A 26,574-nucleotide genomic window follows, 5' to 3' on the forward strand; every position below is an offset into this window, starting at 1 on the left:
GGAATTTTTATGAATACTAACCATTTTTCGAAAAACTTTGGCATAATGCACCGCTTTGTGGCCTAGCGGCCAAATCTTCACTTTTACGTTAAGTACACTATGCCAACTATCGATGACATCTTTTCTTCCACGGGTTTACTTGCTAAGACTATCAATGGCTTTGTTCCCCGTGAAGCGCAAACAGAAATGGCGCAGGCGGTAAAAGAAGCCATTGATGAAACCGGCAGCCTAGTGGTTGAAGCCGGGACAGGTACGGGAAAAACTTTCGCGTATCTTGCACCAGCACTGCTGGCAGAGGGCAAAGCGATAGTGTCTACAGGAACGAAAAACCTGCAAGAGCAGTTATTTCATCGCGATTTACCTTTAGTGAAAAAAGCCCTTAGCAGCAGGCGTAAAACGGCGTTGTTAAAAGGCCGTGCGAATTACCTTTGCCTGCACCGACTAGAACAACATGGCGGTAACTCCACGTTAGTGGAAAAAGAGGTGTTAGGCCAGCTATCTGAAGTGAAACTATGGTCTACCACTACCAAAACCGGCGATATGGGCGAGCTGAAAAGCTTACCTGAAGATGCTCGGGTGCTGCCATTAGTGACGTCTACCGTTGATAATTGCCTTGGTCGGGACTGCCCTGATTATGAAGAGTGTTATTTGGTTAAGGCACGGCGTAAGGCGTTAGATGCCGACATTATTGTGGTCAATCACCACTTATTTTTCGCTGACATGGCATTAAAAGATACGGGTTTCGGTGAGCTTATCCCAGAAGCCGACGCCATTATATTTGATGAAGCCCATCAAATACCCGATATTGCCGCAGACTACTTTGGTGAGTCGCTTTCTACCCGCCAAATTCAAGATTTAGCCAAAGATATTACCCTTATTTTTAGAACCGTGTTGAAAGACGCGGCTCAGTTAGACAAAGCAGCCGACAAATGCCGCATGATTGCTGCAGATTTGCGCTTGTTATTCCCCGATACTACCCAACGGGGAAACTGGGCCGAAGCCTTGATGCGTGACGATGTGCGCTTAGAAGTGGGTAAACTAGCAGAAGCGCTAGGGGTTTTACATGAAGTGTGTAAGCTGCATATTGGTCGCGACAAAGATTTAGATAATCTTTATGAAAGAATAGTGTCCGTTAGGGAGCAACTTGACTCGTTAAGCGATGAGAAACAAGAAAATGTGAGCTTGTGGTATGAAACCACAACGCGCCATTTAATTATGCATTTAACGCCGTTGTCTATTGCAGCTAAGTTCCGCCGTTTTGTGGCATCGCCGCCTCGCGGGTGGGTATTTACCTCGGCGACCTTAATGGTTAACGGCGGCTTTGAACATTTTCAGCGCAGAATGGGGTTAGAAGACTCAAGAACGTTAGGCTTAGATAGCCCCTTTAACTACCCTGAACAAGCCATGTTGTGTGTACCGCGGTATTTGCCCGAGCCAAATAGTTTTTCAATGCGTGAAACCTTGCTGAATACGGCAAAAAGGTTAATTAAAGCCAGTAAAGGCCGATGCTTTTTGTTATTTACCAGTCATGCCATGCTGCGTGAAATAGCCGGTAAGCTAGAAGATGAAATTGATAACCCGCTGTTAGTACAAGGCACAACAACAAAGCAGGCGTTATTAGATGCGTACTTGGCCGACGAAAAAGCCGTGTTAATGGGCACGGGCGCTTTTTGGGAAGGGGTAGATGTACGAGGGAATGATTTGGTGTGCGTCATGATAGATAAACTGCCATTCGCATCACCAGACGACCCGTTATTGCAAGCACGAATGGACGATGTTAAAAAGCGCGGCGCTAATCCATTTGGCGTTATTCAAATACCCCAAGCCGTCATTGCGTTAAAGCAAGGTGCAGGGCGCTTAATTCGCGACCCTACCGATAAAGGTGTATTGGTAATTTGCGATAATCGCTTAGTCACCAAACCCTATGCGAAAACTTTTATAGGTAGCTTGCCGAATATGCGCAGAACCCGCAGTCTAGACGAAGTAGAGTCTTTTCTTGCAAGAATTGATGAAGAGTAAAAAATGAAGATTTTAGCCATCGACACGGCAACAGAAGCCTGTTCAGTAGCACTAAATACCGGCGACGCTGTCGTTTCACGTTTTGAAATTTGCCCTCAGCAACATAGTCAGCGTCTATTGCCTATGTTGGACGAAGTGTTAAAAGATGCAGGGCTTGTTCTGGGCGATTTAGACCTATTAGCGTTTGGGCGAGGCCCAGGTAGCTTCACCGGCGTGCGTATTGCCACAGGAATGATTCAAGGTTTAGCGCTTGGCACTGGTTTGAAGGTAGCTGGCGTAAGCACGCTTGCGGCTATGGCGCAGCAAGCGTTAGTCAATAACAAGGTGACAGCTAAGCAGGTTTCTTGGGTAGTGTGCGTTACCGATGCCCGGATGGGCGAAGTTTACTTTGCCATCTACAAATCTGAAAATGGTTTATTGAAAGAAGTGGTTGCAGAGCAAGTGTGCCCGCCTGAAGCTGCTGTGGAACTTATCAATGATGCTATAGCGGCCAACCAAGGTGAGAACGTGAGTGAGTTTGAGCCTGTTGGTACAGGTTGGCAGGCCTATCCTGCGCTTGCAGCATTGTTGCCTGAAGGCCATGAAGTGTCTATTGAATTTCCTGATGCGGTTTACATGCTTCCACTTGCTGAGCAACTCGCGAACAAAGGCGATGTACACGTGGCCAGTGATGTAAAACCTGTTTATCTACGAGACAAAGTAACGTGGAAAAAGTTACCGGGCCGCGAATAAGCGGGTAAACCTCAGGCCTGATAACTTTTTGAGGAACTTCATTCAAGAGCCTCTTCAAGAGCTTTTTCAAATGTTTCTTCAAGAACATTCTTCGAGCGCCTTATTCAAGAGCATTTAGTCTACGTTAAACCGAACTCTCAGCCACTAACGGCACCGTATACTACGAGCCTCTAAAACAAGGCTCTCAGGTGAGCGGGGAAAAGTCATAGTGTTCAGGCGCGATTCTTGCAAGTAACACCTTTATATTGGGCGGTGTATTGTTCAGGAGATGGCTTTTACAACTTAACATACGTTGTATTCATCCCATTACTTCACCTACTTGATTTCATTTAAAAGACTGACACGTTTTTGGTATGCATATAACTAACAATTTTTCGATACCTTCACCGCATCAATCAGAGCCCTCACAAGGGCGCGTTGCTAAAGTTAATAAAGATGCGCAACAGCAAAGCAATAATGAAGGCAAGCAGCAGAATAACCATATTGTCGTGGCCCCAGATGCACAAGGCACCGACAATGCACAGGCTTATCAACGTTTCGTTCGAGAAGATAGTGCCGGCTATTCTCAGCAGGCTATTGCTTCGTATACCAGTTTTGAAAAGCAGCAAGAGCGTGAGTCGGTACAAAGCATGTTCGGTGTAGATATATACGCTTAGCATTTACATTAAATCAGTGCATCCTTGCGCGTTAGTGCCTTAATTTAATGCCCTCCAACTCAGTGTTATAAAACCCAACTAAACTTTTTGCCAAAAAGCCCGTCTAAAGATTAACAGTCGTTTAAATCAATGTTCTTTATGGCATTTGTTAAGTATCAATGCTAACTTTTAAGCCAAAGTACCCTACTGGTAAGGTCATTTTTTAATGATAGTCTCTGGTGAAAATGTGGGTTAACAGGGTGACACCGTTACTCAGCGCATTAGGGTTCGATTCATTACTATTTGTAGTACTATATATTTTCTCGGCGCTTAGTATCAGTTACAAGTTAAAAGTGCTTAGGCGGCCAAAAGGAGGCTTCATGCTGGTTAGAATGTTAGTGATAGTAAGTGTGGTACTTTTCGCAGGTTGTGCGATTGTGCCAGAAAGCGTAGAGGTGCCAAAAGGTACTGAGCTAGTTTCTTATTCCAAGGCCGTTACCTCTGGCGCTAATGCTCAAGGTAAAATGGCGCGGTGGGGCGGTGTTATTGTTGGGGTTGAAAATAAGCCAAACAAAACCTTCATCGAACTTGTTCATTTTCCACTGAATAATTATGGCAAGCCTAATAGTAGCGGTGAAACTGTCGGACGCTTTAAAGTGCAAATCGACGGTTTTGTTGATCCTATCGTTTTTGAAGAAGGACGTTCGGCCACGTTTGTTGGCAAATTGGTACCACCCACATCAGGCATGGTAGGTGAACAACCCTACATGTACCCTACAATATTGGCTGATGACTACCACATGTGGCGTAAACAAGAGGTTTACGACGTGAACATGTATTATTTTGATTATGGTACGGGTTGGTATTCACCGTTTATGCGGCACAGACCTTGGGGCTACCCAAGCTATAGAAGGGTGCGGGTAACACGCTACGATAATTCGCCTTCTAGCCCTAAACCTTCAAAAAGTCGGTCTAATGCTATTTCAGCCTCGCATGAAAAAATGCGCAAGGATAAAGAGAAATAAGTAGTCTACCAGATGAAAACTTTCGTAAAGATAATCGTATTTGAATAAAAATATGTATTTACTAGGGAGGCAAGATATTGCCTCCCTATTTTTTATCTGGCAATATTTTGCGCTTTATAGGCAAAGTATTGCCGCACATATTGTGTGAGGGAGCAACATGATAGAAACTGAATTCACATCAGGAAATTTACACTTAGCTGCACTAGAAAACCAAGGTGCTGGCACCGTAGTGATAGGGCTACATGGGTATTTAGATAATGCAGAAAGCCTTAGGTTGCTGGCGCCATATCTGCAATCTCAACGCTTTATCGCCCTTGATCTTGCTGGGCATGGCCGTTCATCGCATAGGCCAATAGGCATGCACTATAATCAAGCTGATTATTTACAAGACTTGCATGCATTGATAGAAGATCAACAGTGGGAACAGGTTATACTGCTTGGGCATTCTATGGGCGGTATTTTAGCATCGTTGTATGCTGGGTTATTTCCTGAAAAAGTGAAGGGGGTAATAAGCCTTGATGCGTGTGGCCCACTAACGTTAGAGGCGAACACCAGCCAAGCGCAAATGCGGGAAGCTATTCTTAGCAGGAAGAAGAAACAGCGCAATAAGTTAACCTTGGTTAACTTAGATGATGCAGTTAAAGCCCGCTGTAAGGTCTCTGATATTCCAGCTGAGCATGCACGCGCAATTCTAGAAAGGAATCTTACGCAAGATGCCGGTGGCCATTGTTTTTGGTCGAGCGACCCGCGTCTTCGCACCAAATCTGTACTTCGCTTAACCGAAGATCAAGCAGAAAACATCATGAGTGCGATAGTTTGTCCTATACTTTTTATAGGCGCGTCAAGTAGCTTTAAAACCTTGGACAGTGTTTATGAGAAAAGGCAATCCTGGTTTAAAAATGCTCGGTTTGAGCAATTAACAGGCGGCCATCATATTCACATGGAAAAAACTGACGACGTTGGCATGTTAATCCGTCAGTTTGTTGAGCAAATGTAAACTGTATAGTTTATTTTTTTTTACACTTCCTATACTATTCGCAAGTTATTAGACCAGTTGCTCAAACGCGCGTGAGACTTCACGCGCCTTTGTGTTAAAAATAAGTGAAGGAGGTTTTGGTGGAAAAAACCTGGCTCAAGTTTTACGACCCTCGTGTATCTGCAGATATTGATGCAGATCGTTACGCATCCGTTGTCGATATATTCGAACAATCAGTAAAAAAGTTTAAAGACAAAGTTGCGTTTATCAACATGGGTCAGTCGATGACCTTTGGCGAACTCGACAAATTATCTGCACAATATGCTGCTTACCTACAAAATAGTGGGTTAAAACGCGGTGATGCCGTGGCGATAATGATGCCGAACTTGCTTCAGTACCCTGTTGCCATGTTCGGTGTACTTCGTGCTGGTATGGTTGTGGTTAATGTAAACCCACTGTACACCGCAAGAGAGTTGAAGCATCAGTTGAACGATGCGAATGCTAAGGCAATTGTTATTGTTGAAAACTTTGCGTGTACGCTTGAAGAAGTGATCAGCGAAACAAACATTCAAGAAGTGTTTCTTACTTCGTTAGGCGATATGTTGCCTGTACCAAAACGTTGGGTAGTGAATGCGGTAGTGAAGTACGTGAAGAAAATGGTGCCGGCTTTTAATTTGCCTGCTACCACGTCGTTCACCAGCGCAATAAAGAAAGGGCAATCGTTAACCTACACACGCCCCAATTTAACCAACGATGAACTGGCTTTCCTGCAGTACACCGGCGGAACCACGGGTGTATCTAAAGGCGCCATGCTGACACATCGCAATATGATTGCGAATCTTGAGCAGGTTTCCGGCATTTTAGAAACTGTAATAGATGAAGGCGAAGACTTCGTGGTAACGGCGTTGCCGCTTTATCATATATTCGCATTGCTTGCGAACTGCCTGATGTTCCTTAAATACGGTTGCCAAAACTTACTGATTACTAACCCACGTGATATGCCAGGGTTTGTAAATGAATTGAGTAAATACCCTTTCACTATTCTTCCGGGTGTAAATACCTTGTTTAATGGTTTATTAAACACACCAGGGTTTAGCGAACTTGATTTTAAGAACTTCAAGTTTGGCTTAGGCGGCGGCATGGCCGTTCAGCGTCCTGTTGCTGAAAAGTGGGAAAAGGTTACCGGTACTGTACTTCTTGAAGGTTATGGCTTAACGGAGTGCTCACCAGTTGTAACGGTAAACCCACCACAAATTGACGCTTACAAAGGCGCCATCGGTATGCCAGTACCTTCTACCGACATCAAACTTCTTGATGATGATGGTAACGAGGTAGAAAAAGGCGAACCAGGTGAGCTTTGGGTGAAAGGCCCGCAGGTGATGAAAGGATATTTAAACCGCCCAGAAGCCACTGACGAAATTCTTAAAGATGGCTGGCTTGCCACTGGAGACATCGCTACGGTAGACGATGAAGGTTATTTCTATATTGTTGACCGTAAAAAGGATATGATCCTCGTTTCTGGATTCAATGTGTTTCCAAACGAAATTGAAGAAGTGGCTGCTATGCATGACAACATTGTTGAGTCAGCAGCGGTTGGTGTGCCAAATGAAGCGAGTGGTGAAGTGGTTAAGTTGTTTGTTGTTCGCAACAACGACTCGCTTACTGCTGAAGCGGTTATTGCGCACTGTAGAGAACACTTAACGGGCTATAAAGTGCCCAAGCAGGTAGTCTTCAAAGAAGATCTACCTAAAACCAATGTAGGTAAAATTCTGCGTCGGGAACTACGAGATTAATTCGGTAAGTGAATTAGGAAAACTGTAGAGCCGGCGTAAGCCGGCTTTTTATTATTATGCAATATGAATTAGTAACCACCTTTGAAAAACTCGATAGCGTGTGCAATCTTGCCCAGCAACAAAAAGCGGTAGCGCTAGACACTGAGTTTGTTCGTACGAGAACACTGTCACCGCATCTTGGTTTAATCCAGTTATATGATGGGCATCAGTTAGTACTTATCGATCCGCTTGCGATTGATGATCTCTCGCCATTTATTGCCTTAATGGAAAATACCCGTGTGGTAAAAGTGCTGCACTCGTGCTCAGAAGATCTTGAAACTTTCCTGACCGCTTTTAACACCGTACCAACACCCGTATTCGACAGTCAATTTGCGGCGAGTATTTTAGGCTTGGGTGCATCGCTAGGATACGCAAAGCTGGTGGAGTTATTGTGCGATGTTAGCCTAGATAAAGGCGAGTCTCGTACTGACTGGATAGCACGCCCTTTAAGGGAAGCACAGCTTAGCTATGCGGCCAACGATGTACTGTATTTATTGCCTTGCTACGAACATTTAGTAGAAAAAATAAATGAAGCCGGGAAGTTAGAGTGGGTATATCAAGAAATAGCCCAGTTAGCAGATAAAAAGCGCAGTCAAATGCCGGAAGAATTTGCGTATATGCAAATTAAAAACAACTGGCGTTTATCAAAAGAGCAACTTACCGTACTACAAGCTCTTGCTGCATGGCGACTCGCCACTGCCCGTAAAAAAGACATGGCATTAAATTTTGTATTTAAAGAAATACATCTTTATGAAGCTGCGCGTCTAATGCCTTCAAGCAAATCGGGTTTGTCTCAACTACACGGGGTGAACCCACAGTCGATTAGGCGCTACGGTGAGACCATCATTACGCTAATAAGCGAAGCCCGAGATAAATATGCCGCTACTTCTGAGTCACAGAGGTTACCTAAAGTCAGTCGTTTGATTGACGTTGCAAGCTATAAGCAAACACTAGCATCGCTAAAAGCGGTCAGCGATAAAATTGCCAACGAAAATAATGTATCGCCTGAAGTCATTGCCTCTAAAAAACAATTAAACCAAGTGCTAAAATGGTACTGGTTCGACAATGACGAAACCCGAGTGCTAGGCCTTAAGCCAGATGTATTATCTGGTTGGAGAGCGCCACTATTTGAACCCCATTTAGAAAAGTTACTAGGTAATAAACCTAGTCTCTAACGTTGAAGAGTTTACGAAATGATGTTGTGCGCGATTTATAAATCACGAAAACACCTAGGCATGTACTTATACGTGCCTAATAAAGACCAATTTGAAGATGTGCCTGAAATACTTAAAGAGAAGTTTGGCAAGCCCGAGTTAGTCACGGTGTTATCATTAGATAAGCACGAGAAACTAGCTGGAGTCGACAAACTAAAGCTGGTTGCTGAACTTGAAGAGAAAGGCTTTTACCTTCAGTTGCCACCTAAAGAAGACGACTTATTGATGGCGCATCGAAAGTCTTTGGGTTTACAAGCCACACCAGATAAAAAGTTTTAGAAATGGGTAAATGGTTAAAAGCATCGCTGCTTATGGTCGCGGGTGTTTTGGCAAGCATTGGGTTTGCCCAAGCCGAAGACAAAACAGCAAAAGGGTTTGCCGAGTACGTAACAGCGTTAAAAGCCGAAGCCCAGCAAAAGGGCTTTGATGAATCATTACTTAACGACGCCTTTAGTGATATTAGTTTCCGCCCAACAGTCATTAAATCTGATAAAAATCAACCTGAAAAGAAAATTACCCTTGATAGTTACTTAGCCAGTCGTGTGCCTGATTGGAAAGTGCAGCAAGCGGTTGAAATGTACAATAAGCACAAGTCACTGCTTGAAGAGATAGGGAAGAAGTTTCAGGTACAACCCCGATTTATTGTTGCGCTGTGGGGGAATGAATCAAATTTTGGACGTATTCAAGGTAATTACAGTGTGCTGTCTGCCTTGGCGTCACTGGCGTATGAAGGCCGCCGAGAAAAACTGTTTAAAGACAACCTTTTTGCCGCGTTAACTATTCTTGATGAAGGGCATACCAGCGTTGATGCGTTTAAAGGTTCTTGGGCTGGTGCCATGGGGCAAAGCCAATTTATGCCAATCTCCTTTTTAAACTACGCGGTAGATTACGATGGTGATGGCAGAAAAGATATATGGCAAACCGAAGCCGATGTTTTTGCTTCTATTGCAAACTACCTTTCATCAGAAGGGTGGGATAATAACGGCACGTGGGGTAGGCAGGTATCTGTAACCCAGCCTATAGAAGAGTTCGGCCTTTCAAAAAGCCTGTATAGGCCTTTAGCCGATTGGCAACAAGCCGGCGTTAGACGTTTCGACGGTAGCGATTTGCCTAATGTTGATATTCAAGCTTCTCTCATTATGCCTGATGGCAGTGAAGGACGTGTTTATCTTGTCTATAATAACTTTCATACTTTGATGAAATGGAACCGCTCTAGTTACTTCGGTGTGTCGGTAGGTTACCTTTCTGAACGTATAAAACGAGGGTACTAATATGTATCAACATTTAGATGTTCAGGGCAATCCCATTGCCTTGCCAGTAGGAAAAGTGGCGTGCATCGGTCGCAACTATCTTGATCATATTGAAGAAATGAAATCCGTGGTTTCAGCATCCCCTTTGTTGTTTTTAAAACCCAAAGCGGCGTTGTGCGACATGGGCAAACCGCTCAGTATTCCTACCGACCAAGGTGAATGCCATAACGAACTGGAAGTTGCTGTGCTGCTAAAGCACGCGGTGTCTAAAGCAACAGAAGATGAAGTGTTAGCGGCCATTTGGGGTATTGGGCTTGGTTTAGATTTAACCTTGCGTGATGTTCAGCGCGAGCTTAAGGCGCAAGGGCAACCCTGGGAACGCGCAAAGTCCTTCGATTTAAGTTGTCCAGTGTCAGGCTTCGTTCCAATCGATAGCATCACTGACTTACAAGATTTACGTTTTACGTTAAGTATAAACGGTGAAGTGCGTCAATCTGGGCATACCGCAATGATGCTACATAAAATAGTGCCCTTAATTGCTCACATGTCGCAGACTTTTACTCTTGATGCGGGTGATATAGTGTTAACTGGCACCCCTAAAGGGGTAGGGCCATTGCTTGTGGGTGACACTATCGAAGCCACCTTACACGATAAAATTACTGTTAATACAAAGGTTGTACGCTAATGACTGCCCCTTTTTGGGAAACCAAAACCCTTGAAGAAATGACCCAAAAGGAATGGGAGTCATTATGCGATGGCTGTGCAAAATGTTGCTTACATAAGTTTATTGACGATGAAAACGAGGAAGCGCAAGCGCCTACAGATTACATCAATGCCAATGAGCAAATTCATTACACTAATATTGTTTGTTCTCTGCTAAATACAAAAAGTTGTGAATGTACCCAATATGCGAAGCGAACTGAGCTTGTTCCTGATTGTGTTCAGCTAACTAAAGCAAACCTAAAAGATATCTTCTTTATGCCTACAAGTTGCGCTTATCGCCGTCTGCATGAAGGGCGAGGTTTGCCGTCTTGGCATCCACTGTTGAATAAGGGCAAAAAGCACGTGATGCACAAAAATGGCATGTCTGTGCGAAACAAAACGGTGTTTGAAACCGATGTGAATTTAGATGCCTTCGAAGATTATATTGCCATTTGGCCGTTGGAAGATTTAGATTAAGCGGTAATACTGTAAAGCAGCGCATCTCGCCCAAAATGCGCTTGCGGCACAGTCCTTCCTTTTCAGCACCAATTCTCTCGGCTACACGCAAACTGGCTTTATTGTTGGGCTCGATAAGGCATTCTAATCGGTGTAAATTCATTTGTGTAAAGGCTAATTTTTTTAACGCCTCACAAATGGCTGTTGCTAGGCCTTTTCCACATGAGTCGGAACGAAGCCAATAACCCAAATTCGCGGTTAGATGAGTGTGGTGAATATAGTTGATAATCCCCATGCCCAAACAGCGCTCATCGTGCATAAGCAAGTAGGTTAACCCATAGCCTGACTCTCGTGCGGCTTCCATAGATTGAATACATTGTTTCGCCAATGCAGGGGTAACTGGGCACAGCGTGGCACCAAGCCAGGGTTTTACATGATGAATAGATTGCTGTGAAGCCTCACACAAGGCTTCAACATGTTTAGGGGCTATGCGCTGTATTGTCACCGGTCCCTGTTCTGTGTGGATAGGAGGGAGCCTAGACGGCAAAATAGAAAGGTCTATCAAAAGGGTTTCTTATCCAGCAATCTACATGCAAACACAATAGCAAATACCACAAAGTAAGCGGCAAATAGAATTTGCATCCACTCAGCCATTCCCATTGAAAGAAACTGCCAACTGTCTTCTAAGCAATCACCCTCGGCGGCAAAAATGGCAGGTATCCACTCATGCAATTGCAGCCATGATGGGAAGTTAGGCACGATTTCACAGCTGGCGAAAAAAGGGTTCGGCGCATTTAAAATACCAATATGTTCTTTAGCGATTAAAAAGCCCCAACCAGCAGATACTGCCCAACCGGCAAAACCGACCATGCGGGTAAGGCCGTTATTTTTAATCAAAACAAAAAGTGCTGACAACACAATGCCGTACATGGCAGTTCGTTGGTAAATGCACATAATGCAGGGTTTCAAGCCCATACCATATTGAAAATAAAGTGCAGCTAGTTCTAGCCCCAGAGATGTGGCAAAAAGCACAAGCCATGAAGACTTGTGCTCTGCCCAGCGACTAATGCGATGTACTACTGAACGCATGTCTATTTCCTAGTGTGAAACCACACCGCTAACAGCTTCTGTCGCGGTATGATGTTCGATTAAGTGCATGTCGTACAGCCATTGGGTTGCATCGGCTAAGCCTACATAGGTAGCTACCAAGCCCACAATGGTTAGCACAATGGTGTATGGCAATGCCATCATCACCATGCGGCCGTAAGACAAGCGTAGTAAAGGTGCAATCGCAGAGGTTAGCATGAACAAGAATGCAGCTTGACCGTTAGGTGTAGCAACACTCGGCAAGTTAGTACCCGTGTTAATCGCAACCGCTAGCATATCGTACTGGTCACGAGTAATTTGGCCAGCTTGCAGGGCTGCGGTAACTTCTGTGATATACACAGAGCCTACAAACACGTTATCACTCACCATAGATAACACACCGTTGGCGAGGTAAAACATCACCATCTGGGTTTCACCTTCAAAGCTTAGTACCCAATGAATAACAGGTTGGAATAAGCCTTGGTCGATAATCACAGCCACAACACCAAAGAATACGCAAAGCAATGCGGTAAACGGTAGGGCTTCTTCAAACGCTTTACCTAAAGCGTGCTCTTCAATAATACCGCTCATCGACGTTGCTAGTACAATAACAGAAAGGCCGATTAACCCTACTGACGCCATGTGCGTAGCCAAGCCCACTACTAACCATACGCCAATTAGTGCCTGAACCACGAGCTTAGCTGTTTCACGTTTGCTGCGGCTTTTATCCATATGTTCGCTGTAATCGGTAAGAATTTTTCTTACTGAATTTGGTAGTTTTGCACCATAAGTAAACCAACCCGTTTTCTCTAGGATCATGGTGGTTAACAAGCCGAAAACGAAAACAGGTAAGCTAACAGGGGCCATGCGGATAAAGAATTCAACGAAATCCCATCCAGCCTTATCAGCAATAATTAGGTTTTGCGGTTCACCTACCATGGTCATCACGCCGCCCAGTGCGGTACCTACCGCAGAGTGCATCATTAGATTACGAAGGAAGGCACGGAAGTTTTCTAGGTCATTACTGCCTAGCGAATCTACACCGTCGTCACTCGTGTGGTCATGATCTGAGTGGAACTCTTTACCTGAAGCGACCTTGTGGTAAATAGAGTAGAAACCTAAACCCACACTGATGATTACTGCCACTACGGTTAGCGCATCAAGAAATGCCGATAAAAAGGCTGATGCAAAGATAAACGACAGTGACAACACCATTTTGTTTTTAACCCCAATCACTAACTTGGTGAATAAAAACATCAGCAGGTCTTTCATAAAGTAGATACCGGCAACCATGAAGACCAGAAGTAATAGTACTTCAAGGTTAACCTCAATTTCGTGCATCATGTGCCCGGGCGTAGTCATCCCAATGAACATAGCCTCAATGAGTAGTAAACCACCTGGCTGCAACGGATAGCATTTGAGCGCCATGGCGAGAGTAAAGATAAATTGGATCACTAATGTCCAACCCGCCAAGTAGGGGTCAACCATAAACAATACTGGGTTGATAATGAGGAAGGCAATTATGGTCTGCTTATACCAATTTGGTGCGTGTCCCAGAAAGTTACTAAAGACCGCCGAGATCATTGAGGTTTGCATGAGTTCCTATTCCTTTTACAACAAAGCCGCTAACATTGCGTCTTTACGTTTTGAATTTCTGGTTATTGCACACATAAACTGACTTTCATCGAGGGCAAGTGATTGCAAGTTGTCGATAATCGGGCAGTTTTGCTGCTTTCATTATAATAGTCCGAAATTAAGCGTACATGATATTACAACCTTGAGAAAGCAATTCACAGACCCCATAAAAGGAAAGTTAGCGGAATTTCTCACGTTAGGTTGTTAATCAACCTAACAATGTAGTTTATTGCGTTGAGTAAGTCTGCTTTTGCGTGATAAAAAACGATTAACGCAAAAGTTTTAGGATTATTTTAATGAAATGTTAACAAATGTTGTTGGCAGGGGATTTTTCATTGTGATAATAAAAGCGCATCTGGTACAATCAGTCGCAGAATAACAATAACGTGCAGGCGATTAGTTATGATTTATAAGGCGCAGAGTCCCGCTGGATTTGCCGAAGAATATATTGTTGAATCGATTTGGAGTGGACGCTTCCCGCCGGGTACAATTTTGCCTGCCGAAAGAGAGCTTTCAGAACTTATTGGTGTAACACGCACAACCTTACGTGAAGTTTTGCAACGTTTGGCTCGTGACGGTTGGTTGACCATTCAGCATGGTAAACCCACAAAAGTGAATAACTTTTGGGAAAGCTGTGGCTTGAACATTCTAGAAACGTTAGCGCGTCTTGATCAAGAAGGCATTCCTGAGCTAGTAGACAACCTCTTAGCGGCACGTACAAATTTAAGTGCTGTGTTTATCCGAGGTGCAATTCGTAACAACCCCAAAGAATCAGCTGAGATTATTGCTCGTTATAAAAACGTGGAAGAAGACGGCGCTGCTTTTGCGCAATTCGATTATCAAATGACCCATGATTTAGCATTGGCATCAAATAATAATGTGTTCGTGTTAATGATGAATGGTTTCAGAGGTATGTATTCGCGTATTGGTGGTTTCTATTTCGATCATGAACAAGCGCGAGATGTGGCTAAAGCTTATTACGCGAAATTGCTTGATGCTGCAGAAAACGAAAGACACGATAAAGTACCTGTTGTAGTAAGAGACTATGGTATTGAAAGTGGTAAAGTTTGGCAGCAAGTACGTGACAGTATGCCTAAAGATATTGTGGATTAGCGCAATGGCTGTAGGGGAAAGCGAATTCACCTTCAAGCTAAAATCGTAGTTATTAACGTATTATCAAAAACGTCCTTTCAGGGCGTTTTTTTGTTTTAAGACACAGCTTGTAACTATTTACTACTCAGTTTGGCTGCATTAGTGCTTTTTAACCCTATATAAACCTTACAAATTACCTATACTTTGGGGTTAAGTTTTGTCACATATCATCTCCCGGAAAAGGAACTATCATGAAATCTTTATGGATAGCATCGTGTATGACGTTGACGGCGAGTCTTTCGCTTGGAGCGTGCAGCGATAATAGCACTAGCATGAAACAATCCTCTCAAATAGAAAAACAGCAAGGCGTTAAATTGATTACTGATACTCCAGCACCGGTTGCACAGAAAATTCCTCATGAGTTAACAGCTCACGGCGTCGTTCGTAATGATGACTATTACTGGATGCGAGATGATAGTCGTGAAGACGAGAAAGTGTTAGCGCACTTAGAAAAAGAAAATGCGTATTTAGAAACTGTTATGGCGCCATTAAAAGATAACAGAGAAACCTTGTACGAAGAGCTGATTGCCCGAATAGAGAAAGATGACACAACGGTTCCCTATTTAAAAAATGATTATTGGTACTTCACCGAATACTCTGGGGAAAATGAATACCCTATTTATCTGCGTAAACCATCGATGGATGCAGAGGAACAGGTATTACTGAATATGAATGTGATGGCCGAAGGCCATGACTACTATAATATTGGCGACTACTCAGTAAGCACCGACAATAACTTACTCGCGTATTCTGAAGATACATTGAGCCGTCGCGTTTATACTATTCTTGTAAAAAATTTAGCCACGGGTGAGTTGCTGTCAGACCAACTGACAGGTACCTCTGGTGCTGTAGAGTGGGCCAACGACAATAAACACCTTTTCTATGTGAAGAAAGATCTGCAAACCTTATTAGGCTTCCAGGTTTATCGTCATGTGCTTGGTACACCCCAAGAAGACGATACGCTAGTGTTTGAGGAAACTGATCCTACGTTTTATACCTACATTAGTAAAAGCAAAGATGATGACATGATTTACATTCATCATAGTCACACAGACAAAAGTGCAGTGACCTTAATAGATGCGAACCAACCTACTAAAGCGCCAATTCCATTCTTGCCTATTAGAGAAGATGAGGAATACAGCATTGAAAAGTCGGGCGATAGCTACTTTGTTCTGACTAACAATGCAGCAACTAATTTTCGAGTTATGAAAGCGCCAGCTTCTGCAACCGATGATATGTCCAAATGGGAAGAGGTGATTAGCCACAACCCTGATGTATTCATTCAAGATATTGAAGTGTTAGGCGACTTTTTGGTAGTAAAAGAGAAGCAAGACGGTGTGTTACGTCTGGTTGCGCATAATCTAAACACTGATAAAGCCACAGTAATACCTACCGATGACCCTATTTACGGCGCTTACTTTACCGGTAACACTCAGCAAAATACCAATACCTTGCGTATTTATTATAGTTCGTTAACTACGCCCGCAAGCATTGTAGATATCGATTTAAACACCTTCGATAAAGAAGTCCTTAAACAAACTAAGGTCTCTGACACATTTTCTTCAGCGGCTTATACCTCTGAACGTGTCATGATTATAGCGCAGGATGGAGCAAGTATTCCCGTTTCGTTGGTTTATCGTAATGATATGTTTAACAAAGATGGCACTAATCCACTGTATCAGTATGCGTATGGTTCTTACGGTGCCACGATTGAGCCAACATTTAGAAGTAGTTGGTTATCGCTAGTAGATAGAGGCTTTGTGGTAGCGATTGCCCATATTCGCGGCGGGCAGATGTTAGGCCGACAGTGGTATGAAGACGGTAAGATGCACAGCAAAATTAATACATTTACCGACTTTATCGACGTATCAAAAGGCTTGATTGAAAAGCAATATGCCGATCCTAATCGTGTGTTCGCGATGGGCGGCAGTGCGGGTGGTTTGTTAATGGGCGCGATTGCGAATATGGCACCTGAACTTTATTTAGGGATTTCTGCTCATGTTCCGTTCGTGGATGTTGTTACTACCATGAGTGACGACTCCATTCCTTTAACCACTGGGGAATATACAGAGTGGGGTAACCCTGCGAATAAAGATGAATTCGACTATATTTTATCTTATTCACCGTACGATCAAGTGAGTGCCCAAGATTACCCTCACATGTTAGTGACAACAGGGCTTCACGACTCACAAGTGCAATACTTTGAGCCGATGAAATGGGTTGCGAAACTACGTGACTACAAAACGAATGATAATTTGTTGTTGTTTCAAACAGATATGGAAGCTGGCCACGGTGGTGCATCTGGTCGGTTCAAACGTTTTGAGTCAACAGCGCTAGAATATGCATTCGTGTTTTACCTGGCAGGTATAGAAATCTAGCTGACGAGATTTAAGCTAGCACCACTATGTTTTACTGACATAACGAACAGGCAAATGCTTCAGCATCTGCCTGTTTTTACATTTGGCATTTGTTAACACTAAAAGGAAACATGCTATGAACAGTAATCCCGTTGGTTGGTTTGAAATTTATGTTGAAGACATGCCTCGCGCGCAGGCTTTCTACGAAAGCGTGCTGACGGTTTCCTTGGAAGCACTGGAAGACCCCTCAGCAGATAAATCTCAAGGCGCATTCAGTATGATGACGTTCCCCTCTGACATGGAACACTATGGCGCCAGTGGTGCATTAGTTCATATGGAGGGTGCCCCAGTAGGTAAAAATAGCACCTTAGTCTATTTTGCATGTGAGGACTGCGCCGTTGAAGCGGGTAGGGTAGTTGACGCAGGAGGCGTTCTTGAGAAAGAAAAAATGGCGATTGGTGAATATGGATTTATTGCGTTAGCCATTGATACAGAAGGGAATATGATTGGGTTTCATTCCCAAGCGTAAACTTTTTACGGTTTTGTTTTTTTATTAGTATGCGGTTTCTAATTGTACTTTGTATAGTGATTCTGTAATCGAACATTCACAGGAGCTGACGATGACAACCACTGATACCATTAAAGGTAAAATTAACGAAGCAGAAGACATGGCTCGCAAAATTTGGCTAGCAGGGCTTGGCGCGTACGGAAAAAGCGTAGAAGAAGCACAAGGTCGTTACGAAAAGCTAAGTGAAGACGCGAACAAAATGTTTGATGACTTAGTAATCAAAGGTGAAACGCTAGAAGACGATGCGCGTAGTAAGTTTAAGTCGACCACCAATGATGTTGAAAACCGTGTGGCAGATGTACGTAAAAAACTGGGCTTAGATACCGACCCCGCCGATCATCGTATTGAAGAGCTTTCAGCAAAAATTGATGCGTTGACGGAAGCCGTAGCTAAGCTAGCGGCGAATAAATAGCACTTAAGTTTTATTGTTGCTATTTTTTAGCAAGGTAGTTGCTGTCGTTTTTTGTAGTCCTGTTACTTACAAAGGTATTAGTGCCAATGCTGGTGCTAATACTGATACTAATAGAACGTAATAACTACCTTGCCCTATTCGTTTTGAAGCGGGAGGTTACATGCCTAATAATCACAAATCATCACCACTATTTGGATGGCTTACAGCGGGTTCTGATTTAATATCAGCGCAACTTGAAAGTACAGCTAGTACAGTAAGTAAAAAAATTGATGATACTCACTCCTCAATTGAGGCTATGCAGCGCAAGGGCGCTGAAGTAGAAGGTGAGTTGAAACGTCGATTTAACCCAGTTTCATTAGTTGATAGCGCACAACAGTTGGTGATGTCTACGCCACTGTTTAGTTTACTTTCTGGTGGGAAAGCACGGGTTGAAAGAGAGCATCAAATAGAGTTACTTTCCGCAAAAGTTGACTTGTTGGTAGAACAAGTAGCATTACTTGCCGCAAAGCGTGCTGCAGAAAAAGCTGCGGGGAAAGCCCAAACGCCAACAAAAACGCCTGCAAAAGCCCCAGCAAAGGCCGCGCCAAAATCTACTGCGAAAGCCACCCCAAAAACAGCGGCAAAAGCTACCCCTAAAGTAGCCTCAAAACCTGCCACCAAAACAACAGCTGCATCAACTAAGGCAAGTGGAACGGCCAGTAAAACCACCACAGCTAAAAAAGCATCTTCCGCGACTAAATCAACCACTACGGCTTCAACTGCATCGAAGCCAGCAGCGACGAAAGCGACCTCGGCTAAGGCTACAGAAGCCAAGCCCCAGGCAGCGCAGTCTTCAACATCAAGCAGCACATCAGCGGCCACCAAAGCCACTGGCGATAGCAAGACCGATAGCGACTCGTAAGTCTGTAGCACGATAGTGTTTTGCAGAGAGATAGTGTTCGGTAGTACGTTGCTGGCTACCCCGTTAGGCGCAATAAAAAAGAGAGTAGGTACTCTCTTTTTTGCAGTCGCACTCGATAGCGTTATCAGTGCTTCGCCACAGGCGTTAATACTTCGCCACAGGCGTTAGTACTTCGCCACGGGCGTTAACGCTTTCGCAACAGGGCTAGCTTGATTTGCTCCACAGATTCTGGTGTTTCTTATAACTAAAATAGTCGTGGGGTTCCCAAAAACTGGGGATCAAATCATCTACCGCGTCTGAGGTGAAATTGCTAGAAAGCTGGCTCATGATTTCTTTCAAGCGCGCTTTATCAACACTCATCAATTTCTTTCTGCTAGCGGGGAAGTAGAGGTTTCTGCCTTTTTCAATCACTTCGATATGACCGCTGCTGATATGCTTTTGATTGCGCGTGGTTACTTTGCAAATTGGCTCGCCAGGTTTAGTTGGATTTAATCCTATCACCACCGCACATTCATATTGGTCTTTTTCTTGGCCGTTTTCATTAACAGGAATGAAAGTAATGCCGAAGCCTTGCGGGAAGTAACCGACCAAGTCAATAAAATCCTCCGCGAGCTTTTTATTTAACGCGCCTTTTTTAGATAGCTGCTCTATAAGTAAGTAGCCTTTAGGCAGGTTTTTACGGCTGTAATCGTTTTTAGTTGAAAAAATCACAGACGCATAAATTTGCGGTATTTTAATTAGCTCACCTAAACCAGTTTTAGACACAAAGGCATCTTTTACCAACTGGCTAACAAAGTCATTGGCCTCATTGTGGGTCTGCACAAATCGGTCACGTTCTTCTTTCACGTTTCCCACATAGGCTGGAATGCCTAACCCTTCAGTAAGGTATTTCATGGTGAAGTGATAGTTAAGCTTCAACAAGTCTTTTCGCTGAGATTCTTCTAGTAATCGGAATTCATCCAACTTATTGTCTGCGCCACGTAATATCGTTAATGCGGCGGGGCTTTGTAAGCCTACATCTTGTAGCAAAGAGGCAGTAATTAATGGTCGCCCTAATTCTATACGCCACTTTTCGCGCCAATAGCGGTTACCACGCATCCGAGAAATCGCATCACGATATTTTGAAAGGTACTTGTGCGCAATGGTGTCGTGATCAAGTAACTTATCAGTAAGTCTTAATACTAAAACGGCTTTATACAAAGGCTTAAAGCGCTGGTGAATGCGGGCAAATTTACCTTCTGGGCCTTGGGTAAGCAACATTAAAGTGCCAAGAAACTTTGCACTTAGCTGCTGAGTTTCTTGCCAGCTATCTCCCTCGCATAGCTTGATAAGCTTAGTGCTCACTTCATCAATTCGAGTAAGCCGCGCCAAGCGTTCCTCTTCAAGCTTTTGACTAGAGTTTTTGATTTGTTTTTTGAGCTGATCTACAAGAACTTCTTTCTTAGTTGAAGCTTTCGCTTTTTTTAGCTGTACCTTCAACTCCTCAACATGGGCTTCTAGCTCAGGGGTTAACGAAAAAAAATGTTTCGCATCTTCAAAGACTGAGCCATAGCCAACCTCTTGCGGGTACACCATGTTTATTAGTTGTTTTACTTGCTGCGTGTAGATGCTGTCAGGGCTTTGAATTTGTGCGCTCACCGATATCCTTTGTGTATGTTTTCAACCCCAATCACAGTCAAATTCCTGCGTTGGGTGGGTTAATAGGCACTGTGTCCTAATTCAACCGCTTCTCTTTGTTTCAATTTACCAAGATAATACCGCAAACTTTCGCTAATTTTGGTATTTTTTTCAATAACATCGAGCTGTGGCCAAGTTGATTTTTCTCCGCTCACTATGAGCGCATTTATACTTTCAAGGCTTGGATTAGCAATAACTTGTGTCAAATTACGAATTTGTTGTTTGGGGAGAATGTTTATGTTTCCTACATATTGTTGATCGATAATAGACTTCACTTTATGAATAGTAAGTTTAGCACCTTTATTGTCAGTCATATTTTCAATAATATCGATGGCAAAAATACTGTTACTTTTTAATAGCTGCCCCACGTGACGCGTTGATAACCCCCACAGTGATTGAGGATTGATACGCGCAGATTGGATGAAGGGCACGGCGAGTGGATTGGTTTGGCTAACAATACTATGGTTAACACCGTACAACCTAGCAAGCCTATCAAAGGGTAAGTCGGCCATTAGCGAGCCGTCAGCGAAACGTCGGTTAGGAATATAGGGAACGATATCACCTGCAGGTGTTTTAGCGCGAAGTTGTACAGGGCTAAATACTACTGGCACGGCACAAGACGCTCTTACCGCTTGGGTGATAATGGCGTTAGGCGAAGTTTTGGCATTTAGTAGCCTAGAATGCTGGTGTAAATCTGCAGGCGATACGGTTACGGTTACATGGCGACGGGTCTTTTTATACGCTTCTTCAAAGGTGGTTAAATCAAAAAGGCTGATTAACGCATTCTCTAACGCAGTGCTATCAAACAAACTATTTTTGCCAAAGCCCGCCCAACTTCGCCATTTTTTGAAGGTTTCATAAATATTTTCAGCGCTTAATGCATCGAGTAGTTCATCATGAGTACGTGTGCCTACCAAGGCTGCAATAATAGAACCCGCACTTGCGCCTGATACAACAGAAGGTAACAGCTCTTTCTCATTTAGCGACTTTACCACCCCGCAATGAAAGAACCCCAACCCAGCTCCTCCCGATAACATGAGGCAGCTGCGCCCGAATGCATGGGCGGTTTCTTCAAAAAATGACAGTTTCTCGTAAAAGTCTACGTCGTCTTCATTCGCTTGGTAAATTTGGTCAAGGGCAAGCTTCACCTCTTCAATGAATTGCACGATAAGATATTTAGTGCCCATCTTGCATTTGCGGCGTATAGCTGGGTTTGCAATATTGCCTAAATTCCCATGCAAGCCTTCATGAATAATTGACATAAGCGCATGCATGTCGCCATTGCCTCTGGCAATTTTCAGGCGTTGTACCCGTTTCTGAATAAGTATGTAGTCGTAATCATCTGATGCATCATCGGCTTTCCACGCTTCTGCACCGGAAATTTCGTCATGCGCTAAGCAAGCTTCTTGGTACGCTTGATAGCTTGAAGCATGGGCAATGTCTTGGTCTAATTTTTTTAAACGTAAGTCAAATAAAGCCATATTTTCAGTGTCTCAAGTGAGCATACAAAAAGTGTACAAAGGAAATTTAGAATGCGCTACCTAACAAAAGTTAATCAAAATTAAGAGGGTTTTATTTGATGTAATCTAATAAATTTCACAAACCTTGGTGCATTTAGAGATAAAACATTGACCAATTCGTAAGCACTCAGTAGCCTGAAAGAGAAGAAAAATAATTCGAGCAAGTTGTTCGCCATATGGAATGGAATTTAGAAACACTGAGTTTGCTGTCAATTCCGCTAATAAGCGCGCTGGTTGGCTGGTTAACGAATTACCTCGCGGTAAAGATGATGTTTTATCCCATCGAGTTTGTCGGGATCAAGCCCATATTTGGTTGGCAGGGTTTAATTCCTGCCAAGCGCAGACAAATGGCGGAAATTGAAGTAGAGCTTGTTTTAGGCAAGTTGTTGAGCGTCGAAGAGCTCGCACAGCGTATCGACCCTAGCGATCTCACCAAAGCAATAGAACGACGGCTTGGGCAAGTTACCCGCAAAGTCGTTAACGACGTTATGTCTGAGTCTGCCCCTCAATTGTGGGCAGCGCTTCCCGTGCAAGGAAAAAACCTTGTATATCAACGTATCGAAAATGATATTCCCAATGTGGTTCACAAGATGGTGGATGACTTTCAGCACAATGTAGCTGAAATTCTCGACATAAAAGAACTTGTGGTTGAGCAACTGGTAAATTCACCTTCGTTAATTAATGAAATTTTTCTTACCGCAGGTAGTAAAGAGTTTCCCTTTATTGTGCGCTCAGGTTTCTATTTTGGTTTCCTGTTCGGGCTACCCACCATGATTTTATGGTACTTCTTTCAAAACTGGTGGATTCTACCCCTCGGTGGGCTTTTAGTGGGCTACGCAACAAATTGGATTGCGATAAAAATTATATTTGAGCCTAAACGCCCCGTTAAATTTGGCCCAATCACCATACAAGGGATGTTTCTTAAACGGCAAAAAGAAGTGTCTGAGGTGTACGCCGAGATTATTGAGCAAAAGTTGATCACGCCTAAAAACATCACCCACGTTATATTGCATGGCTCTGGTTCAGCTCAACTCCTGGAGCTTATAGAGCTACACGTTAACGATGCTATAGAGCGCTATGTCGCTATTACTCAGCCATACTTTGCCCTAGGTGTGGGGTCTGAAAACTATCATAGGATGAAAGCGTTGGCGGTAAAGCAGATATTTGATAACTCTGATAAATATCTGTTGTATGCCTATGATTACGCTAACGATGCTTTGCACGTCGGCCAAGATTTATGCGAACGAATGCAAGCCTTAAGCGCTGAAGAGTTTGAAGGGGTGTTACGCCCCGCTTATCAACAAGACGAGTGGAAGCTCATCGTCACAGGTGCCTTATTAGGCCTACTCGCTGGCTTCGCGCAATTATATTTGGTGTTTTTGTAAATGAAGACATCGCAGCGGATTTTACTGACGGCGCTCACCCTGTTTAATCGGCATGGCGAGAATGGTGTTACCAGTGTAGACATAGCCATGGAGTTAGATATTAGCCCCGGCAATTTGTATTACCACTTCAAGGGCAAAGAAAGCATGGTGAGTGCGCTTATGCGTATGCATGAAAAGCAAATGCAGCGTGTGCTGGTACCCAACGCTTTAGATTCGCTTACCGCCGAAGAGGTAATGTATTACTTGTATCTGCTGGTAGACAGCTTGCACGTATTTCAGTTTTTTTATCGAAGCCCTGCGGATATTGTTGAAAAATATCCGTTAATTGAAAAGCCCCGTAAAAATATTCTTTCAAGTTTACACAAGCAGCTTTCTCAATTACTGACTACATTAAGCCATAAGAAGGTATTGGTCGCATCACCTTCAGATCTGACGTTGCTGGCAGATTTGCTTAGCCTCATCATTACTCAGTCTTGTCAATTTGATGAAACTAACAGCCATATGGATGAAACATCTCAGCGTTATCATGCGCTGTCGCTCATGATGGTGAGCTTACTTCCACGATTAATACTCAGTGAAGCACAACAAAACAGTATTTTAGAGGCGTTGCATTCACATGCATTAGCCAATGTCACAGAGCATGTGCCACAGGATATGTTTAATACAAAGGAATAGTCGATGAGTAAAACACTTAGTTTTCTTGATAAGTCCTTTTGGATAACGGAATCCGACGACAACCCTAAACATGTTGGATGTCTTCAGCTACTAGAGATGCCCGAAGGCGCGAAAAGCCCTGAATATGTACCTGCTATTTATAATGAAATTAAAGGGTTTGCAAAAGGGACGTCACCGTTTAATTGCGTTGTAAAAACCGTGCTAGGCTATCCGGTAGGGCTTTCGCCAGTGAAACATCTGAACATGGATTATCATGTTCAATTGCATCACATTGACGATGTGAGTGACCGACAGAATCTAGATGATTTTGTTGCGCAATTGCACGCTGCACGATTAGACCCTGATAAACCTCTGTGGCAATACCATTTCATCTTCGATACTAACAGTAGTACTTATGCCATTTACGCCAAGGTACACCATATGTATGGCGATGGCGCGACCTTAGTAAGGTGGTTTCAATCTTGTTATGTTTCTGCTTCCAATAATTCTGAATTCACGCCTATTTGGGCGGTGAAACGACTCCGTCATAAACGCAATGATTCCACCAGTTTCTACAAACGCTTAGTGAGTGTAGGAAGCGCCATAAAAACGGGCTTCGATTTACTTATCATTTTAATACGCATTTTTTTAAAACTGTTGAGAGTGAACCCTCATTACATGCCTGTGCCTTTTTCAGGTACGAAAACCGTGCTAACGGGGCAGGTGGTAGCGGGAAGGGTAGTCACTACCACAGATATCGATTTTAAACGGGTAAAAGCCTTAGCTAGACGCACGCGAGCATCAGCCAATGAAATTCTTCTGTGCGCTTTTGATATTGGGGTTCACCGGTTACTTCAGGATCATGGTCAGGTTTTTAAAAAAGCACTGTATACCAATATGCCTATAAACCTTCGAAAACCGGGAGAGAAAACCACAGGCAATAAAATTGCTATTGTGCCGGTACAGCTAGCCCATGGCGATCAAGACCCTTATCTTCGTTTACGCCAGATTATTATTAACCATAGAATCGTAAAACATGCCGCGATGCGAGCCCGCCCAGCTTCCTTTAGTGGCTACACCATCGTGATCCAATCTTTAGCCTTGGTATTTGAATGGCTTAAAATTTCCAATGTGGTTAAACCTATCGCTAATATTTTGGTATCGAACATACCTGGCCCACGAGATACGCGGTATTTAAAAGACAGTAAGTTACTTGCCTGTTATCCCATTTCCACCATGACCCCAGGCGGCGGGGTAAATATCACATTGATGACCTACGCAGGGGTGGCCAATGTAGGTATTGTTTGCTGCAACAAAAATATAAGTACACTGAAGCCGTTAGCCGGTTATGTGCAAGAAGCTTTCGAGATGTTGGAGGCATGCATAGATAACCCTCGGCTGCGCATTACTGATATAGGGGAACATGAAGAGTCGGTGCCTGTGTCGATTGTTAGCGAACACTAAAAATAGAACCGAAGCGAAGATGGTTCGACCCTAACTGTTTTTCCATAGCGTGCAAAAAGTACTTCCCGCCATTGATCTTCGCGCATTATATGGTGAAGAGGAAGTGTAGCCATTTTATCCAATATGGCTTTTTCAATTTGAGGCTTATGGAAATCAAGTACGGCTTGTTTCGAGCCGCTTAAATATAGCTTCAAATATTCTACCGCTTGGTCGGAAGTACCCACGGTTACCAGTGATAATATATTTTTTAACGAGCGACCCAACAGCGAATCTAAATTGCCGGGTACAAAGCGAGAAAGTAAAAATTGGGTGTCTTTTAATAAGGCGTAGTCGTCGTTCACCATAATAATGTTGTCTACCTGCTTATCGATAAAATAAAGGGTAGATTCATGTTTGTTGTAATCCGGTGAGGCACTTAGCGTAATGATAAGGTGGGCACGGTAAATGGTCGTTTCAGCAACGTTAATGGTTATTGACGCTAATAATTGAATGCATAGGCGGTTGTCTGGGGCATTAAAGGTCAATTTACCACTGTTTACCGCCACATGTGCTTGGCCTGCGGGTATGGCTAAGGGGAACGATTGAGGCAGATTTTCAGACAATAAAGCATTGAGCTCATCGGCTGAAAACTGGTCGTAGCGAAGCCTTCCTAGCTTGATTAAAAGCTGGGAAATAAGAAGCATACCTTTGTCGCGTAAACCTAGTTTCATTTTTTCATGCTATGCGTTTATTTACTTAAACGGGGTGTGATGGACTTAACTCGTTATACATAAAACAGTTTTTAAAATATATAACATATCACTTTTGGATGGGCTGTTTATTTTGATAGTCTGGTCTTACCACAATGCTGCATATCATTTTATTTTTGACAATAAGTGACTAATACTAAGCATCTAATAATAAGAGTCGGCACAGCTCAGTC

At 43.4% G+C, this 26,574-nt stretch carries 24 protein-coding genes and 1 pseudogene; 19 read left to right on the forward strand and 6 right to left on the reverse strand.

Annotated features, from left to right (window positions below; all coding sequences use genetic code 11):
- Positions 1-99: 99 nt before the first annotated feature.
- The 11 genes from C7Y69_RS00215 to C7Y69_RS00265 all read left to right on the forward strand — a co-directional run bounded on the left by C7Y69_RS00215 (position 100) and on the right by C7Y69_RS00265 (position 10,862).
- Positions 100-2,019 (forward strand): ATP-dependent DNA helicase, encoded by a 1,920-nt coding sequence (locus C7Y69_RS00215; RefSeq protein WP_126871421.1) that lies wholly within the window; start codon positions 100-102, stop codon positions 2,017-2,019.
- A gap of 3 nt (positions 2,020-2,022) precedes the next feature.
- A complete protein-coding gene (gene tsaB, locus C7Y69_RS00220; RefSeq protein WP_126871422.1) occupies positions 2,023-2,751 on the forward strand; it encodes a tRNA (adenosine(37)-N6)-threonylcarbamoyltransferase complex dimerization subunit type 1 TsaB in 729 nt (242 codons plus the stop codon).
- Positions 2,752-3,104: 353 nt separating this feature from the next.
- Positions 3,105-3,407 carry a hypothetical protein gene (locus C7Y69_RS00225; RefSeq protein WP_126871423.1) on the forward strand — a complete coding sequence of 101 codons (303 nt, stop codon included), beginning with the start codon at positions 3,105-3,107 and terminating at the stop codon, positions 3,405-3,407.
- Positions 3,408-3,766: 359 nt separating this feature from the next.
- Positions 3,767-4,411 (forward strand): Slp family lipoprotein, encoded by a 645-nt coding sequence (locus C7Y69_RS00230; protein ID WP_231882102.1) that lies wholly within the window; start codon positions 3,767-3,769, stop codon positions 4,409-4,411.
- Positions 4,412-4,568: 157 nt separating this feature from the next.
- Positions 4,569-5,408 (forward strand): alpha/beta fold hydrolase, encoded by an 840-nt coding sequence (locus C7Y69_RS00235; protein ID WP_013783442.1) that lies wholly within the window; start codon positions 4,569-4,571, stop codon positions 5,406-5,408.
- Between the two features lie 119 nt (positions 5,409-5,527).
- A complete protein-coding gene (fadD, locus tag C7Y69_RS00240; RefSeq protein ID WP_013783443.1) occupies positions 5,528-7,180 on the forward strand; it encodes a long-chain-fatty-acid--CoA ligase FadD in 1,653 nt (550 codons plus the stop codon).
- A 56-nt stretch (positions 7,181-7,236) separates the two neighbouring features.
- Positions 7,237-8,394 (forward strand): ribonuclease D, encoded by a 1,158-nt coding sequence (rnd, locus tag C7Y69_RS00245; RefSeq protein ID WP_013783444.1) that lies wholly within the window; start codon positions 7,237-7,239, stop codon positions 8,392-8,394.
- A gap of 21 nt (positions 8,395-8,415) precedes the next feature.
- Positions 8,416-8,712, forward strand: coding sequence for a YcgL domain-containing protein (locus C7Y69_RS00250; protein ID WP_126871489.1), 297 nt, complete (start codon positions 8,416-8,418; stop codon positions 8,710-8,712).
- Positions 8,713-8,744: 32 nt separating this feature from the next.
- Positions 8,745-9,704, forward strand: coding sequence for a lytic transglycosylase domain-containing protein (locus C7Y69_RS00255; protein ID WP_409513408.1), 960 nt, complete (start codon positions 8,745-8,747; stop codon positions 9,702-9,704).
- A gap of 1 nt (position 9,705) precedes the next feature.
- Positions 9,706-10,368: a fumarylacetoacetate hydrolase family protein gene (locus C7Y69_RS00260; RefSeq protein ID WP_013783447.1), complete on the forward strand. Its 663-nt coding sequence runs from the start codon at positions 9,706-9,708 to the stop codon at positions 10,366-10,368.
- The gene (locus tag C7Y69_RS00265) at positions 10,368-10,862 is read left to right on the forward strand and encodes a YcgN family cysteine cluster protein (protein ID WP_013783448.1); all 495 of its coding nucleotides are present in this window, start codon (positions 10,368-10,370) and stop codon (positions 10,860-10,862) included. Before C7Y69_RS00260 ends, C7Y69_RS00265 begins: the two co-directional genes overlap by 1 nt.
- Positions 10,863-10,986: 124 nt before the next feature.
- Here the strand turns inward: C7Y69_RS00265 and C7Y69_RS00270 are convergent.
- The 3 genes and pseudogenes from C7Y69_RS00270 to nhaB form a co-directional block, all read right to left on the reverse strand.
- Positions 10,987-11,346, reverse strand: a pseudogene (locus tag C7Y69_RS00270) (GNAT family N-acetyltransferase); the annotation flags it as partial.
- Between the two features lie 56 nt (positions 11,347-11,402).
- The gene (gene dsbB, locus C7Y69_RS00275) at positions 11,403-11,930 is read right to left on the reverse strand and encodes a disulfide bond formation protein DsbB (protein WP_013783450.1); all 528 of its coding nucleotides are present in this window, start codon (positions 11,928-11,930) and stop codon (positions 11,403-11,405) included.
- A gap of 9 nt (positions 11,931-11,939) precedes the next feature.
- Positions 11,940-13,523, reverse strand: coding sequence for a sodium/proton antiporter NhaB (nhaB, locus tag C7Y69_RS00280; RefSeq protein ID WP_013783451.1), 1,584 nt, complete (start codon positions 13,521-13,523; stop codon positions 11,940-11,942).
- Positions 13,524-13,964: 441 nt separating this feature from the next.
- On the opposite strand from nhaB, the gene fadR reads away from it, so the two are divergent.
- The 5 genes from fadR to C7Y69_RS00305 all read left to right on the forward strand — a co-directional run bounded on the left by fadR (position 13,965) and on the right by C7Y69_RS00305 (position 18,952).
- Entirely contained in the window at positions 13,965-14,675 is a 711-nt protein-coding gene (gene fadR, locus C7Y69_RS00285; protein ID WP_013783452.1) for a fatty acid metabolism transcriptional regulator FadR, read from the forward strand.
- 311 nt (positions 14,676-14,986) lie between these two features.
- Entirely contained in the window at positions 14,987-17,092 is a 2,106-nt protein-coding gene (locus C7Y69_RS00290; protein ID WP_126871490.1) for a S9 family peptidase, read from the forward strand.
- 115 nt (positions 17,093-17,207) lie between these two features.
- A complete protein-coding gene (locus tag C7Y69_RS00295) occupies positions 17,208-17,600 on the forward strand; it encodes a VOC family protein (protein WP_013783455.1) in 393 nt (130 codons plus the stop codon).
- Positions 17,601-17,691: 91 nt separating this feature from the next.
- Positions 17,692-18,051: a phasin-related domain-containing protein gene (locus C7Y69_RS00300; protein ID WP_013783456.1), complete on the forward strand. Its 360-nt coding sequence runs from the start codon at positions 17,692-17,694 to the stop codon at positions 18,049-18,051.
- Positions 18,052-18,211: 160 nt separating this feature from the next.
- On the forward strand, positions 18,212-18,952 hold the full coding sequence (locus C7Y69_RS00305; protein ID WP_126871425.1) for a hypothetical protein: 741 nt from the start codon (positions 18,212-18,214) through the stop codon (positions 18,950-18,952).
- A gap of 204 nt (positions 18,953-19,156) precedes the next feature.
- Here C7Y69_RS00305 and C7Y69_RS00310 read toward each other — a convergent pair whose 3' ends face one another.
- The gene (locus C7Y69_RS00310) at positions 19,157-20,590 is read right to left on the reverse strand and encodes a hypothetical protein (RefSeq protein WP_126871426.1); all 1,434 of its coding nucleotides are present in this window, start codon (positions 20,588-20,590) and stop codon (positions 19,157-19,159) included.
- 59 nt (positions 20,591-20,649) lie between these two features.
- Complete coding sequence (locus C7Y69_RS00315; RefSeq protein WP_126871427.1) at positions 20,650-22,110, reverse strand: DUF3336 domain-containing protein; 1,461 nt, start codon at positions 22,108-22,110, stop codon at positions 20,650-20,652.
- 215 nt (positions 22,111-22,325) lie between these two features.
- Here C7Y69_RS00315 and C7Y69_RS00320 point away from each other — a divergent pair, with 215 nt between their 5' ends.
- From C7Y69_RS00320 to C7Y69_RS00330, 3 genes are read left to right on the forward strand one after another with little or no spacing between them, the layout of a single operon-like run.
- Positions 22,326-23,534 (forward strand): DUF445 domain-containing protein, encoded by a 1,209-nt coding sequence (locus tag C7Y69_RS00320; protein WP_126871428.1) that lies wholly within the window; start codon positions 22,326-22,328, stop codon positions 23,532-23,534.
- Positions 23,535-24,209 (forward strand): TetR/AcrR family transcriptional regulator, encoded by a 675-nt coding sequence (locus C7Y69_RS00325; RefSeq protein WP_126871429.1) that lies wholly within the window; start codon positions 23,535-23,537, stop codon positions 24,207-24,209. It begins immediately after the preceding gene.
- Positions 24,210-24,212: 3 nt separating this feature from the next.
- The gene (locus C7Y69_RS00330; protein ID WP_126871430.1) at positions 24,213-25,652 is read left to right on the forward strand and encodes a wax ester/triacylglycerol synthase domain-containing protein; all 1,440 of its coding nucleotides are present in this window, start codon (positions 24,213-24,215) and stop codon (positions 25,650-25,652) included.
- Here the strand turns inward: C7Y69_RS00330 and C7Y69_RS00335 are convergent.
- Positions 25,649-26,362: a DUF1439 domain-containing protein gene (locus C7Y69_RS00335; RefSeq protein ID WP_126871431.1), complete on the reverse strand. Its 714-nt coding sequence runs from the start codon at positions 26,360-26,362 to the stop codon at positions 25,649-25,651. The genes C7Y69_RS00330 and C7Y69_RS00335 overlap by 4 nt on opposite strands.
- Between the last annotated feature and the right edge of the window lie 212 nt (positions 26,363-26,574).

Source organism: Alteromonas sp. KS69, from assembly GCF_003989595.1.
Lineage (GTDB): Bacteria > Pseudomonadota > Gammaproteobacteria > Enterobacterales > Alteromonadaceae > Alteromonas > Alteromonas naphthalenivorans.